Raw genomic sequence first — 14,352 nt, 5'->3', positions numbered from 1 at the left:
AAACAGAGGGCTTACGAATGAAACCCATGAAGCTTACAAGCGTGGCGGCAGGCATGCTGTTTATTGCGATGGTGGCGGGCTGTCGTGAAGAGGCGCCCGCAGCCGATCCTTCGCCAGCGCCAGCCGCGGAAGGCGGCAGCGCGCCCACGCAACCCGCCCAAGCCGTCGGCGTGGTCCCCCATGCCGCGCAGGGAAAGATCGAGGGCGCGAGTACGACGTCCTGCAATATCGAAACGGTGAATGACGTTTCCTTGGATGGCGCCCGCCCCACGGTGTCGCTTGCGCAGCCGCTGCGTTTCGCAGGGTGGTACATTAACGAGAAGCGGCATGATGCCGGCCCCGACCTGTCGATGAGGATCGTGCGCATCGACAATGGGCAGGAGTGGGAGGTCAAGGTGGCAGACCGTCTTGAGAGGTCCGACGTTGCTTCGAGTCGTGGTGGGGACAATGCCTACCTGGAGTCAGGATTCCAGCTCACGCTCGATCTCCAGGCATTCTCGAAAGGCGACTACGGTCTTTTCCTGCTTGATGCCGGCGCCTCTGCTGAACCATCGGTCTGCGGTACCGGGCGCGGCTTTGCGTTGGAGTAGCTAGGCTCCGCTCAGGGCGCGCAAGGGCCCTACTGCGATTCGCTCGCGTACGTGGGCGGTGGTTCGGGAGAACGCCGCCCATGTCGGGCCTCCGCGCCGCTCGTAAAGCGGCGCTCCCGCATGGGGCTGTTCCCGAACGCGCGCGGCGTTGACGGGCTGAAGAACGAACGCGTCGCGGCGCGCAAGACGCAAAGCGTAGAAGGGCAGCAGTCCCATGAAACTCTTCCATTGCGATCGATAGCGCAAGCACGCGGCAAGGCATTTGAGCCTGAACCCCACAGACGTCGGACACCGTATGAGCGCGCCATTCTGTGGCAGTGGCGCCAGCACCTTGAACAGCGGGCCGACCAAGCCCGCCCCGTGGTAAAGCGAGTACTGCAGCACCTCCGCCTGCGAGGCGGCACTGCTGGCAAGCCCGATGAGATGGGCGGCATCGTGATCCTGGTGACCTCCCTCCCAGGCCGGAACCAGCATCGTGTACGTGCTGCCAACGAGCGCAAGGCGCTCTTGCACGAGCGCGATCATCCTGTCCAACTCGTCGGCAAGATGGCCATCCCGTATACCGAGCGTGCGCCCGAGGAATTCGAACGAGCCGACGGTGATACCGAAGAGGCCGAGAACCTCGCGGCTCTCGTCTTCGCGTCGCTGCACATCCTGTCCACCCCAGCCGCCGTCGGTTAGCCAGAAACACCAGACAGGTCGTCCTGCCGTGGCCTCCGCCGCCAGCCAAGGGAAAATCGCGAACTCGTCGTCTGGATGCGCGAGCAGCGCGACCAGCGGGCGGCCGTCAGAATGCATCGAAATCCAGCTGACCGAAGAAAACCGCTCCGCGACGGGGCATCTTCGTCTCGGGCGCGAGAGGTTTGAAGATCAGATTCAGTGGGCTGGAACGGAATCGGTCGGGCACGTCCAGCCACCCCATCTTGCGCGTGCGGGCCGCGTCCGGGACAAGGCCCAGATGCAGGTGCAGGCCGAACGACGCGGCTGGCAGGCGCAGCGACTCCTGGTTCCCGTTGTCGAGCTCGGCCCACGCCTTCAGGCCCGGGCGGCCGGTAACGGCCTCCGCGCAGATTCGGTCGCCGCTTCTGACCACCCGATAGGGTCGCGCCGGATTCCGGCTACGCCATTCAAGTGCAGCTGGACTCCAGTCGCGGTGGAACTCCGCAGCGGCGCGCGCGGCGGAGACTGATGTCAACGGCAGGCGACCTGCCCCCACGGCCGCATCGAGCGGTGCCAACAACTCGAAACCGAGCTTCTTGACGAAGCCGGGCGTGGAGTTGGCGTTCGCCACGCCGTACACCGCATCGAATCCCAGTTCAGCCCCCCGGTCGTACGTGGCATTGGCCAGCTTCGTAAAGAGACCTTTGCCTTGGTGCGATGGTGCGGTGGCGGTATTCAACGACAGCAGCACGCGCGAAGGCTTCCCGTGCAGCATGGCCGCGGCGGGTACGCATACGTAATGCGCCGCAAGTACGTCGCCATCCCACGCGTCGAAGCCGATTACGGGACCGGCGGGGTTGTCGCCGTAGAGCCAAGACAGGTACTGCGCGTCCAGGTGCGTGGCGTCAGGAAAGCACGAGGCGAACAAGGCCTGGTACTGCGACAGCAGTGGGCCGTGAGGGGAAGACGGTCTGAGTTCCATGTGGGACCTCGATGTCTACTTGAGACGCAAGTGAATGGGGCGACGCGGGATTGCGGAAGTATCGTAGGCGAGGAACGCGAGCAGGAACTGCAAGCCCGATACGATGCATACCGTCGCGATCATGATCGTGCCCAGCGGGGTGCTGACATCCTCACGCGCGGAGATCCACCAGTTCGCAATGCCGAAGATCGAACCGAAAGCCAACAGAACGCCGGAGGCCGCGAGTTCCAGCGACGCGATGGGCATGTCGCGCAGATAGTAGTTGTAGATGACGCGCTTGAACAGGTTGCGCAGATGCTTGCCAAGGAACTCACCGAAGACCTTCGAGACCTTGAGGTTGCTTACCTCGTCGCCGTAGTGGGCATCCATCGGAATGTCGATGACGACGCCACGCAGCGTATTGAGCCGGAACAGCATATCGGTCTCGAAGAAGTAGCGGTTGCTTATCGAGTCGAAGGGAAGACGCGCGGCCGCTCGCGCATGGATGGCGGTGTAGCCATTGGTCGGATCGAAAATATCCCAGTATCCGGTGGACGCCTTGGCAAGAAACGAAAGGCCGAGATTGCCGATGCGACGCAGCGCCGGCATCTGCTTGATCTCTTGCAGATCGAAGAAGCGGTTTCCTTTGGTGTAGTCGGCTTCACCACTCAGGATCGGACGCACGAACATTTCGATCAGGCCGGGATCCATCTGGCCATCACCGTCGACCTTCACCATGACGGTGGCGCCGTCCTTGATGGCATGCCGGTAGCCGTTCATGACAGCGCCTCCTACGCCCAGATTGACGAGGTTGCGTACTACCGTGACGCGAGGATCGTCAACGGTGTTCTCGATATGATCGCCGCTGCGTTCCGGGCACGCATCATCAACGCAATAGATCCGGTCCACCTCGGGTCCGATGCGTGAAATCACGTCCTGGATGTGCCTCACGACCTTGTAACACGGGATGACGACCGCTATGCCGGACGTCCATTCGGCGCTCGCATCTTCTTGGGTGGACCCGGGGAAAGGGTTCATCGATATATCCAGTATTTGGATGCCACGAAGCCCGCCACGGCCAGCAGGATATCGATCAAGGGCTTCGTGATCCATGTGGTCTCCAGACCGAATGCGGACACGGAGGCGGTCACCAGCAATGTGCTGAGCCCTGTCATCAATGCCCATGATATGGCGAATCTGGACAAGCTGCGTGCGTGCAGTTGCGCGGATCCATCGGTCTGGCGGAAGGTGAAACGGCCATTGAGGACGAACCCCAGCGATGCGCCGACAACGCGCCCCAGGACATTTGCGATCGCCGGCGCCATGCCGAGATAGGACAGCGCTACGAACGCGAGCCAGTCCGCGCCCAGCTGTGCCGCCCCGACGACGCCATACAGCAGGCCCTGCTTGAACACGGGCATGGCGTCTGGCGAGGACGGCTTGGGCGTGGGCGGAAAAGCGGGGGGGATGTTCTCGTCCGGCGAGCGAGGCTCCGTCATCGCGGTCTTCCGCGCAAGCGCTGCCTGCGCCAGCAGGTTCGCTTCATCAAAGCTGCGCTTCCAGCTCTGGCAACAACGTAAACAGATCCCCCACCAACCCAATATCCGCGATCTCGAAGATCGGCGCGTCGCCATCCTTGTTGATAGCCACGATCGTACCGGCGTCCTTGATGCCGGTCAGATGCTGGATGGCACCGGAGATGCCGACGGCGACATACAGCTCGGGGGCGATGATCTTGCCGGTCTGGCCAACCTGCAGTTCGTTCGGGACGTAGCCGGCATCGACCGCGGCGCGTGAGGCGCCGACGGCGGCGCCCAGCTTGTCGGCCAGGGCGTAGATGACCTTGAAGTTCTCGGCCGAGCCGACGCCGCGGCCACCGGAAACGACGCGCTTGGCGCTCTGCAGGTCGGGGCGGTCGGACTTGCCAGCGGCCAAGCCGACATAACGGGTATGCGTCGGCAGCGCCGCGTCCAAACCGGCGGCTTCAACCGTCGCGTTGCCGCCTTTCGCCGCTTCCGGCCAGGAGGCCGTGCGCACGGTCGCGACCACGGTCTGGTCGGCGGGAACCTCGACGGTGATGATCGCGTTGCCGGCGTAGATCGGACGCTTGAAGGTATGCGGGCCTTCGACGGCCATCAGGTCGGAGACCTGGTTGACGCCGAGCAGGGCGGCCACGCAAGGCAGCAGATCCTTGCCGAACGTGGTCGACGGCGCGAACACATGCGTGTAGCCCGCAGCGAGCGCGGCGATCTGCGGGGCCAACACCTGGGCGATGGCGTTCGCGTTGGCGGCATTCGAGACGGTCAGCACCTTGGTGACGCCGGCGATCTGCGCGGCTTCGGCGGCGACGGCGGTCGGGTCGGCGGCCAGCACGGCGACATCGATGGCGTCGGCATTGACGGCCGCGGCGGCGCTGACGGTCTTGGCGGTGGAGGCGTTGAGCTTGCCGTCCAGGTGTTCGGCGATGACGAGAACCTTGGCCATTACAGCAACCCCTTCTGCTTGAGTGCGGCGACCAGTTCGGCCGCGTCCTTCACCATGACGCCCTTGCTGCGCTTGGCGGGCGGGGCGTAGTGGGTGGTCTTGTGCGTGTCGGCCGCGTCGACGCCGAGGTCGGCCAGTTGCAGGGTTTCCAGCGGCTTGCTCTTGGCCTTCATGATGTCGGGCAGCTTGATGAAGCGCGGTTCGTTGAGGCGCAGGTCGGTGGTGACCACGGCCGGCAGGTCGACTTCCAGCGTTTCCAGGCCGGCATCGACTTCGCGCGTCACCGTGGCCTTGCCGTCAGCGACCTCCAGCTTGCTGGCGAACGTCGCCTGCGGGCGACCCCACAGCGTGGCCAGCATCTGGCCGGTCTGGTTGGCGTCGTCGTCAATGGCCTGCTTGCCGAGGATCACCAGGTCCGGCGACTCCTTCTCGACCAGCTTCAGCAGGGTGCGGGCAGCGGTCAGGGGCTGGATGGCCTGGTCGGTGACGACATGGATAGCGCGGTTGGCGCCCATGGCCAGGCCGTTGCGCAGGTGGGCCTGAGCATCGGCGGGCGCGATGGTGGCGACCACGACCTCGGTGGCGATGCCCTTGTCGCGCAGGCGCAGGGCTTCTTCCAGGGCGATTTCGTCGAAGGGATTGGGTGACAGCTTGACGCCGTCCGTGACTACGCCGGACCCGTCCGGCTTGACCTGGATGCGGACGTTGTAGTCCACCACGCGCTTGTAGGCGACGAGAATCTTCATCCTGCGGGGATTCCTGTATGCGACGGAAAGGTTCGGCCGCGGCGTCTGGCCGGAGGCAGACAGCGATTTTAGCCGTCAGGCGGGAGCCATGCGAGCCCGTACGGTGCCGTCTGCCAGATGCGCCGCGAGGACGGCCGCGAAACGGGCGGCGCTGCCGGGTGCCTGGGCGAAGAACAGCGAGGGCTCTGTCAGTTCGAGTTCGAGCAGGCGGGGCTCGCCGTCGGCGCCGGCCAGCAGGTCGATCCGGGCATACGGCAGTGGGCTATCCAGCTGTCTCAACCGCGCGGTGGCAGCGAGAATCCGGTCCGCCAGCGCCAGCTCGTCCGCCGTGACGCTGCCGGTCGTGATATCGCCCAGCGCCATGGGGGCCTGCCGGGCGCCTTCGCCCGGGGCGAGCTGGGCAGCCTTGCGGATCGCGTGGCTGAACTGCCCGTTGAAATAGAGCAGGGCGGTTTCGCCCCGGCGATCGACCGAGGCGAGATAGGGCTGCAGCATCGCGCTGCGCTCCTGGTCGAGCAGGCGGGCGAGATGGTTGCCTGCGGCGAACTGCTGGTCGCGACGGTATCGCTGCGTGTCGCGCGCACCGGCACTGACCGTCGGCTTGACCACGAACTCGGCCATATCGAAGGCTGCGAGGAAGCTCGCCAGGGCCTCCATCGGCTCGGCATCCGGCTCCACGAAATGCGTGGGCACCACGGGAACGCCGACGGTCGCCAAGTCCGCCAGGTAGTGCTTGTCGGTGTTCCAGCGCACTACGTTGAGCGGATTCAGCAGCTCCGTCACCCGGTCAACCTGGGCGCACCAGGCCAGGAACTCGGGCAGGCGCTCGGTGTAGTCCCAAGGGGATCGCAGCAGGGCGGCGTCGAACCGCGACCAGCTGACCGTGGGATCGTCCCAAGCCACCGCACGGGCGTGCAGGCCAGCCTCGGCGCAGGCATCTAGCAGGGGCGCAAGGTCGTCGTCGTGGCCGGACGCGGCCACGGCCGTGACAAGGGCAAGGGTCTTCATGCCGGCAAGTGTACGTGGGTGCGCACGCCAGGCACGCGGTTCCCATTGCCCGAAAGTACCTGTGTCGGCCCCGGGGCGCTGGGTAGAATGGCGCTTTCCTCATTGAATGGATCGCGCCATGGCGGGTAACCCCGGCTCCGGAGGCAAGCAGAAGCTCTATCCCAGTGCGGCGGCAGCGCTGCAGGGCGTGGTCGCCGACGGCCAGACACTGGCGGTCGGCGGGTTCGGCCTGTGCGGCATCCCTGAGGCGTTGATCGGCGCCCTGCGTGACAGCGGCGCCAAGGGCCTGACTGCCATTTCCAACAACGCCGGCGTGGATGGCTTCGGCCTGGGCCTGCTGCTGGAGACCCGCCAGATCAGGAAGATGATTTCGTCCTACGTGGGCGAGAACAAGGAATTCGAGCGGCAGTTCCTCTCGGGCGAGCTGGAACTCGAGTTCAACCCGCAGGGCACGCTGGCTGAACGCCTGCGCGCCGGCGGTGCCGGCATCCCGGCCTTCTTCACCCGCACCGGCTACGGCACGGTGGTGGCCGAAGGCAAGGAGACCCGCCAGTTCGGCGAGCACTGGTACGTGATGGAGACGGCGCTCAGCGCCGACGTGTCGCTGGTCAAGGCATGGAAGGCCGACAAGGCCGGCAACCTGGTCTTCCGGAAGACCGCGCGCAACTTCAACCCCGCCTGTGCCATGGCCGGCAAGGTCTGCATCGCTGAGGTGGAGGAGGTCGTCGAGATCGGCGAGATCGATCCCGACCACGTCCACCTGCCGGGCATCTACGTGGACCGCATCGTCCACAACCCGACTCCCGAGAAGCGCATCGAGCAGCGCACCATCCGCCAAGGAGACAAGTGATGCCCTGGACCCGCGATGAGATGGCGCAGCGCGCTGCCCGCGAACTGACCGACGGCGCTTATGTGAACCTGGGCATCGGTCTGCCGACCCTGGTCGCCAACCACATTCCGGACGGCGTCGATGTCTGGCTGCAGTCCGAGAATGGCCTGCTGGGTATCGGACCGTTCCCGACCGAGGACGAGGTCGATGCCGACCTGATCAACGCCGGCAAGCAGACGGTCACCGCCCGGGCTGGCGCCAGCTACTTCGGCAGCCACGACTCCTTCGCCATGATCCGCGGCGGCCATATCGACCTGGCGGTGCTGGGCGCCATGCAGGTGACCGACAAGGGCGACCTGGCCAACTGGATGGTGCCCGGCAAGATGGTCAAGGGCATGGGCGGCGCCATGGACCTCGTGGCCGGCGTCAAGCGCATCGTCGTGCTGATGGAGCACGTGGCGAAGGATGGTAGCCACAAGATCCTCCCGCAATGCGACCTGCCGCTGACCGGCGTGGGCGTCGTTGACAGGATCATCACGGACCTGGCCGTTTTCGATGTCACCGAACAGGGTCTGGCCTTGGTGGAAATGGCCGATGGCGTCACCGAAGCAGAGTTGGCGGCAAAGACCGGCGTGCCTTTCAAGGCCGCTTGAATACCCCAAGTCGTGACGAAAGTCCGGTTGCCACGCGTCGCGCCGCACGTCTGACTTTCAGCTGTACGTTTTCCGGCCGATAAGGCGGAGAGGGGAACCTGTTGGCTATTTGTGTCCCGATGGCTGGGCTATAGTGTCAGTTCAGGGGCTCTATCCGTTTTTTCTCAGAGGCGTACGTATGAAACTCCGGGTCGGCGCTTGCGCCTTGATGTTGATCTTGGCCGGGTGCAGTGAAGGAGGCCCGGAATCGGGCATGGCAGGGATGCGCGGCGTGGCCGCAACCAAGGCGACCGGCAATCTGCCGACGTCGCTGCCGCTGGCCCGCGCGGTCGGCGCGTCCATCGCGAATGCGCCCGATCGCGGTGCGCTGATCCGTTATGCCGACCAGAAGGTGGGCCCGAGCGACGGTGCGTTCACCTATTACCCCGTGGCGATCAGCGAAGAACATGCTCTCAAGGCGATCGTTACCGGCGAAATGGCGGTGCCGTCTCCGGATGGTTCCTCGGTCAAGCTTCGCTATGAGCGCCACGACGAACATGCGGACGGGAACTGGACCTGGATTGGACGTGTAGCGGGTGGTGTTAAAGGTCAGGAGGCCATCATTACGTTCGGTGAGAAGGCAGTCTTCGGCTCAATTCCGCGGCCAGGCGGCGCTCCACCACTAGAGGTCATTACCAGAGGCGGGAAGTTGCTCGTTTCCGTAATGGACCCAAACAAGGCGTCCCGCGCCATATCGGAAGGTGGCGACATGCTGATTCCGCCCGCAGCAGCAGCGCGCACCTTGGTGTCTGCTTCCGCGCAGAGTGCCGTTGCTCAAAGTGCGGTAGCAGTCGCTGCTCCTCCCACTCCTGCCAATACCGTTGATCTGGCTGTTGGCTACAGTAGCGGTCTGGCTGCACGGATCGGCAGCGATTCCGGCGCAGTGACGCGCATGGTGAACCTTGTAAGTTTCGCTAACGAGGCGCTGCGCAACAGCGACGTAAACGGGTATTTCCGCCTTGTCAATGCTGTCAAAATTTCCTATGCCGATACAACGACTAATTTGGATGCATTGCAGAAGCTCACTGGAAGCACTGGTTCTGCCTCGGTCGCGATACCCGGCGAATTGACCCCTCTTCGAAATGCGCGTGAACAATACGGTGCTGACCTGGCAATCCTCGTGCGCGACTTTAAGTCTCCCGAGCAGGACGGCTGCGGTATTGCTTGGCTCAATGGTGCCGACCGTACGGCCATAGATCCTGTAGCAGATGCAGCCTGGGCTTACGCGATCGTCAGCGACGGTGAAGACAGAGGTAGCGACGGAAAAGATTACTTCTGCGCATCCGAGACGTTAGCCCACGAGGCAGGACATTTGATGGGGTCAGCCCACGATCGCGCCAACTCGAAGAAGAGTAATGGCGATCTCCAGTATGGAGTCTACGATTATTCTTTTGGCTACAACACTTCTGTCGCAAACGGGAACTTCTATACCGTGATGTCCTATGGCGCAAATGGACAGATTGCACAGCGCATTTTTTCTACGCCGCAGAAGAGCGTTTGCGGCGCCAGCATGAACCTGCCATGCGGTGTCGTAAACAGTGAAGACAATGCGCGTAGCTTGAATCAGACGATTCCCATCGTCGCGCAGTTCCGGGCCACCGTGGTGCCTCTCGCCAGCAAGGTCCGCAATGACATTGATGCGGACGGAAAGTCGGACATCGTCTTCCAGAATACAGCAGCAGGTCTGATGTCGGTCTGGAAAATGAACGGGCCAGCCGTCACCACCAGTTGGACTCAGTCCGTTTCTGGCATCTATCGCATCGTCGCATCCGGCGATTTCGATGGGGATGGCAGGGTTGACCTGCTGTGGACCAACAACACGAACGATACGTTGTGGATTTGGAAGAGCAACGCGGGTGGGACGTTCACGATCCAGACGGTGGGTAGCTATCCCGCCGGCTGGTCGGTCGTTGGCGCAGGCGACATTGATGGGGACGGCAAGGCGGATATTGTGTTCCAGAACGCCACGGCCGGCCTGATGTCCGTGTGGGCCATGAATGGCACCAGCGTCAGGGCCAGCTGGACCAATTCGGTGGCGAGTATCTATCGTGTGGTCGGGATCGGTGACTTCAACGGCGATGGTCGCGCAGACATCTTGTGGACCAATAGCGCCAACGATTCCATCTGGTACTGGCTGAGTAGCGGCAACGGCGCATTTACCGTCCAGTTCGTGAGTGGTTATCCTCCGGTATGGTCCATCGTTGGTGTGGCGGACCTGACGGGAGATGGAGTCGCTGAGATCGTGTTCCAGAACCGTCCGGCGGGGCTTGTGTCGATCTGGAAGAAGGGCGTGGGTACGGACCTGACGATCTGGACGCGTTCGGTTGGCACCATCTACCGCATCGTGGCGCTTGGTGACTACGACGGCGACGGCAACTCCGACATGTTGTGGACCAACGATGCCAACGACACGTTGTGGATCTGGAAAAGCGTCGGCGACGGCAATTTCAATATCAGTCTGGTCGGCGGCTATCCGCCCACCTGGGCCGTGCAGAGTGGCGGGAAGTAGTCGCCGCTTAGCTAGCCGCTTGTTTCAAGTGTCGGAAAAAGGGGGCTAAGCCCCCTTTTTCCTTATCAGCTGTACGCTGCACCCGCACCTTTGCTGACAGACAAGATATCCGGATGACAACAGATCACGCCCACGCAATGTCGACCTTCTCTTCTTCCGCCCATCATTCGGCAGTCGTGCGGTGGGCGTGCTTCCTCTTGGCTATCACGTCGGTGGCTTATGCCGTCCCGGGGCATGTCAGCGTAGATTCGAGCATCCAGTTGTACGAGGCCGGCATCGGCCGTGCGGTTAGTTGGGCGCCGCCGTTCATGTCGGCGTTGCTGAGATGGCTGGGTGGAGGTACGACCGGATCCTCGCTGTTCGTCGCGCTCGTTGCGGTGATGACCTACTGCGGCTTGTATGCAAGTTTTCGCTCCGGCTCAATGGAACCGTCTCCGGGAGAGCGGGCCAGAGTGCGCGTAATCAGAAGCGTGGCCGCGGTGCTGCTCGTTGCAAACCCGGTGATATGGCTCTATTCGGGCATCGTATGGAAGGATGTGCTGCTCGCAGCCTTCGTCGCTGCATCAGTGGGTTGCTTCTTTGTGGGTAGCGCGGGTCGTGGGACGGGAGCCAAGGTGGCGCTGGTCGCCTCACTTTTTTTATTGCTCCCCCTTCCCATGGTGAGGCAGCAGGGCATTTTTCTCTTGCCGCTATTGGCGATTCCGCCCATCTTCTTACTGGCTTGGCGTGGTCGTCGCTGGTCTAGCCTCGTGCGTGCGCTCTTCCTGACAGTCGTGCTCGTGGCGTCGTACCAGGTCTTGAAACTGTCGGTGCACAGCACCATCGCCGCCTCCCAAGGCCAAGACATCAGTGTCGGGTTGCGATCGGTGATGATCTACGACCTAGCGGGTATCGAGCACTATGCGGCGCGTGGGCCGCTGGCGTCGTCCGGTGCCGACAGCGCAATTACCGATGAGGTGAAGAAAATCTACGATGGGGACCGCATCGATTCGCTATCTGCGAATCCTGTGATCGCTGGCTATTTCAACAGCCTCGATTCCGAAAAGATCGAGAAGATGTGGCAGTTGGCCGTCCGGGAGCATCCGGGTGCTTATCTGCGTCATCGTGCCAATGTGGCCGCCTGGACCTTCACATTGAACGGAGTTCGCAAGTGCCTTCCGATCCATGTCGGCGTGGCGGGCATCCCGGAGTATCTGGCGGCTGTCAGGATCACGGCAGAACAGGACTCGCGCGACGACTGGCTCTACCGTCATGCGCTGGAGATATTTGGTACGCCATGGTTCCGCCACTGGGTCTACGCGTCGGCCCTCGTAGCCTTGGGTATCGGCGTCGGGTTCCGGGCAAAGTCGTGGAGCGGCAAGGAACGTGCACTGATTCTTGTTTACGTGGGGGCGGGGTTGGCATTTTACGCGTCTTTTTTCCCGACCAGCATTGCCTGCGATTTCCGCTATCTGTATACCGGCGTTGTGCTGGTGACGTCGCTGCTGCTTGCTCTGGTGTCAGGATGGCGCTTGCGTGACCCTGTTGTTACTGACACCGCTTGATGACGATGTCTATAGGTTCTGGTAATTCGGCCCCGAACCACCCTCCGGCGTCACCCAGTCGATGATCTGGTAGGGATCCTTGATGTCGCAGGTCTTGCAGTGCACGCAGTTGGCGGCGTTGATCTGCAGGCGCTTGCCGGTGCCGTCGTCGACAATCTCGTAGACGCCGGCCGGGCAGAAGCGCGTGCAGGGGTTGTCGTATTCGGCGGCGCAGCGGCTGACGCAGACGGAGGTGTCGTGCACGCGCAGGTGCACGGGCTGGTCTTCGTCGTGTTCGGTGGCGGCGAAGTAGACGCCCTGCAGGCGATCGCGTGGGGCCAGGGTGCGGTCCACGTAATCGCGCTTGGGCTCCTCGTACTCGCCGACCTTGTCCAGCGACGACCAGTCGGGGTTCACCTTCAGTGTCCAGGGCGAGAGGCCGCCGGTGGCGGTTTCCCAGGCGGCGTTGGCCATGCCGAACCACAGGCCCTTCTTGAAACCGGGCTTGATGTTGCGCACGGACTTCAGCTCGGCCATCGCATCGGACGCGCGCAGCTTGGCATCGAACCCCTCCGGCACGAGCTGCGACGACACCAGGTGCTCGGCCGCCAGCATGCCGCTGCGGATTGCCTGGTGCGTGCCCTTGATCTTCGGCACGTTGAGCAGGCCGGCGGTATCGCCGATCAGCAGCGCGCCGGGCATCTCGACCTTCGGCAGCGACTGCCAGCCGCCGGTGACGATGGCGCGCGCGCCGGCGGACAGGATGCTGCCGCCTTCCAGCACCGGTTTGATCAGCGGGTGGTTCTTCCATTGCTGGAAGGCCTCCCACGGCTTGTACTCCGGATCCTTGTAATCCAGGCCGCTGACATAGCCCAGCGCGATCTGGTTGTTCTCCAGGTGATACAGGAAGCTGCCGCCGTAGATGTCGTTGCTGGCCGGCCAGCCGAGCGTGTGCACGATCTTGCCGGGCGTGACGCGGCCTTCCGGCACCTGCCACAGTTCCTTGATGCCGATCGAGTACGCCTGCGGGTCGCTGTCCTTGTCCAGCGCGAAGCGCTTCACCAGCCGCTTGGTCAGGTGGCCGCGCGCGCCTTCGGCCAACACCGTGACCTTGGCGCGGATGTCGATGCCCTGCGTGTAGCCGGCCTTGTGGCTGCCGTCCTTCGCGATGCCCATGTCGCCGATGCGCACGCCGACGACCTTGCCATCTTCGTCGTGCAACGTTTCGGACGCGGCGAAGCCCGGATAGATTTCCACGCCCAGCGCTTCGGCCTGCGGCGCCAGCCAGGCGCACATCGCGCCGAGCGAGACGATGAAGTTGCCGTGGTTGCGCATGCCGGGCGGCACGATCGGGAACTTGCGTCCGCCCTCCTTGCTGAACAGCCAGAACTCGTCGTCCTTCGCCGGCACGCAGACCGGCGGCGGGTTGTCGCGCCAGCCCGGCAGCAGTGCGTCGAGCGGCTGCGGCTCGATCACGGCGCCGGACAGGATGTGCGCGCCGATGGTGCTGGACTTCTCGATCACGCAGACCGAGATATCGGGATTCAGCTGCTTGAGCCGGATGGCGAAGGCGAGACCCGACGGCCCCGCGCCGACGGTGACGACGTCGTACTCCATCACATCGCGTTCGACATCGGACATCGGTTCGGCTCCAGCGTGGCGTTAGGCTTCCGCCATTTTCGTGGTTTGCACTGAGCGGGGCAAATCCGCGAGCATCACCGGCATGACCATACCTTTGCCCCTGCCGGGGGATGGGCCGGACGCGTTGCCCGGCGCACATCTCGTCTATCGGCCTGTCTGGCTGCCGCCTGTCGAGGCTGATGCGCTATTGGAAGATCTGGACCGGACGCTGCCGTGGACCGTGCATCGCATCCGGATCTTCGGGCGCCAGGTCGATTCGCCGAGATTGAGTGCCTGGATCGGCGATACGGACGCGGTGTATCGCTATTCGGGCGTGGATTTCACGCCGCATCCATGGACAGCCGCCTTGTCCGATCTGCGCGTGCGTCTGCAGGACGAACTCGGCACCCCGTTCAACAGCGTGCTGGCGAACCTGTACCGCGACGGCCGCGATGCGATGGGCTGGCACAGCGACGATGAGCCTGAACTGGGACCGCAGCCGGTGATCGCTTCGATCAGCCTGGGCGGGGCGCGTCGTTTCCTGTTGAAGCACAAGCAGGAACCGGCGCTGCGGGCGGTGTACGAACTCCCGCACGGCAGCCTGCTGGTGATGTCCGGCGATACCCAGCGACACTATCGTCATGCCTTGCCGCGCACGGCGAGGCAGGTGGCGCCGCGCATCAATCTGACGTTCCGCCAGATCGATCCCGCGCGCCGTCGCTGACGTGCA

Annotated in this window: 14 protein-coding genes; 6 read left to right on the top strand and 8 right to left on the bottom strand. The window is 63.5% G+C overall.

The window, feature by feature from the left end; genetic code table 11:
• The first annotated feature begins 26 nt into the window (after positions 1 to 26).
• Positions 27 to 590, top strand: coding sequence for a hypothetical protein (locus AC1Q5B_RS00755; RefSeq protein ID WP_492629838.1), 564 nt, complete (start codon positions 27 to 29; stop codon positions 588 to 590).
• Here AC1Q5B_RS00755 and AC1Q5B_RS00750 read toward each other — a convergent pair whose 3' ends face one another.
• The 7 genes from AC1Q5B_RS00750 to dcsG all read right to left on the bottom strand — a co-directional run bounded on the left by AC1Q5B_RS00750 (position 591) and on the right by dcsG (position 6,449).
• Positions 591 to 1,388 (bottom strand): PIG-L deacetylase family protein, encoded by a 798-nt coding sequence (locus tag AC1Q5B_RS00750; RefSeq protein ID WP_492629837.1) that lies wholly within the window; start codon positions 1,386 to 1,388, stop codon positions 591 to 593.
• Positions 1,378 to 2,178, bottom strand: a complete 801-nt coding sequence (locus AC1Q5B_RS00745) for a GNAT family N-acetyltransferase (protein WP_492629836.1) — start codon at positions 2,176 to 2,178, stop codon at positions 1,378 to 1,380. Before AC1Q5B_RS00745 ends, AC1Q5B_RS00750 begins: the two co-directional genes overlap by 11 nt.
• Positions 2,179 to 2,247: 69 nt before the next feature.
• Positions 2,248 to 3,249 (bottom strand): glycosyltransferase family 2 protein, encoded by a 1,002-nt coding sequence (locus tag AC1Q5B_RS00740; protein WP_492629835.1) that lies wholly within the window; start codon positions 3,247 to 3,249, stop codon positions 2,248 to 2,250.
• A complete protein-coding gene (locus AC1Q5B_RS00735; protein WP_492629834.1) occupies positions 3,246 to 3,632 on the bottom strand; it encodes a GtrA family protein in 387 nt (128 codons plus the stop codon). The genes AC1Q5B_RS00740 and AC1Q5B_RS00735 overlap by 4 nt, the downstream gene beginning before the upstream one ends.
• A gap of 124 nt (positions 3,633 to 3,756) precedes the next feature.
• Positions 3,757 to 4,695, bottom strand: a complete 939-nt coding sequence (locus tag AC1Q5B_RS00730) for an electron transfer flavoprotein subunit alpha/FixB family protein (RefSeq protein WP_492629833.1) — start codon at positions 4,693 to 4,695, stop codon at positions 3,757 to 3,759.
• The gene (locus AC1Q5B_RS00725) at positions 4,695 to 5,441 is read right to left on the bottom strand and encodes an electron transfer flavoprotein subunit beta/FixA family protein (protein ID WP_492629832.1); all 747 of its coding nucleotides are present in this window, start codon (positions 5,439 to 5,441) and stop codon (positions 4,695 to 4,697) included. Before AC1Q5B_RS00725 ends, AC1Q5B_RS00730 begins: the two co-directional genes overlap by 1 nt.
• Positions 5,442 to 5,516: 75 nt before the next feature.
• Entirely contained in the window at positions 5,517 to 6,449 is a 933-nt protein-coding gene (gene dcsG / locus AC1Q5B_RS00720; protein WP_492629831.1) for a D-cycloserine synthetase, read from the bottom strand.
• 118 nt (positions 6,450 to 6,567) lie between these two features.
• Here dcsG and AC1Q5B_RS00715 point away from each other — a divergent pair, with 118 nt between their 5' ends.
• The 4 genes from AC1Q5B_RS00715 (at position 6,568) to AC1Q5B_RS00700 (ending at position 12,023) form a co-directional block, all read left to right on the top strand.
• Complete coding sequence (locus AC1Q5B_RS00715) at positions 6,568 to 7,299, top strand: CoA transferase subunit A (protein WP_492629830.1); 732 nt, start codon at positions 6,568 to 6,570, stop codon at positions 7,297 to 7,299.
• Positions 7,299 to 7,931, top strand: coding sequence for a CoA transferase subunit B (locus AC1Q5B_RS00710; protein ID WP_492629829.1), 633 nt, complete (start codon positions 7,299 to 7,301; stop codon positions 7,929 to 7,931). Before AC1Q5B_RS00715 ends, AC1Q5B_RS00710 begins: the two co-directional genes overlap by 1 nt.
• 271 nt (positions 7,932 to 8,202) lie before the next feature.
• Positions 8,203 to 10,479 carry an FG-GAP-like repeat-containing protein gene (locus tag AC1Q5B_RS00705; RefSeq protein ID WP_492629828.1) on the top strand — a complete coding sequence of 759 codons (2,277 nt, stop codon included), beginning with the start codon at positions 8,203 to 8,205 and terminating at the stop codon, positions 10,477 to 10,479.
• 113 nt (positions 10,480 to 10,592) lie between these two features.
• Complete coding sequence (locus tag AC1Q5B_RS00700) at positions 10,593 to 12,023, top strand: hypothetical protein (protein WP_492629827.1); 1,431 nt, start codon at positions 10,593 to 10,595, stop codon at positions 12,021 to 12,023.
• Positions 12,024 to 12,032: 9 nt separating this feature from the next.
• Here the strand turns inward: AC1Q5B_RS00700 and AC1Q5B_RS00695 are convergent, their stop codons facing one another.
• A complete protein-coding gene (locus tag AC1Q5B_RS00695; RefSeq protein WP_492629826.1) occupies positions 12,033 to 13,643 on the bottom strand; it encodes an electron transfer flavoprotein-ubiquinone oxidoreductase in 1,611 nt (536 codons plus the stop codon).
• A gap of 82 nt (positions 13,644 to 13,725) precedes the next feature.
• On the opposite strand from AC1Q5B_RS00695, the gene AC1Q5B_RS00690 reads away from it, so the two are divergent.
• A complete protein-coding gene (locus AC1Q5B_RS00690; RefSeq protein ID WP_492629825.1) occupies positions 13,726 to 14,346 on the top strand; it encodes an alpha-ketoglutarate-dependent dioxygenase AlkB family protein in 621 nt (206 codons plus the stop codon).
• Positions 14,347 to 14,352 lie beyond the last annotated feature (6 nt).

The organism is Pseudoxanthomonas sp. GW835-FHT14C01, assembly GCF_058793715.1.
Note: the sequence above shows the minus strand (reverse complement) of the source record. Positions and strands in the feature narration are given on the sequence as shown.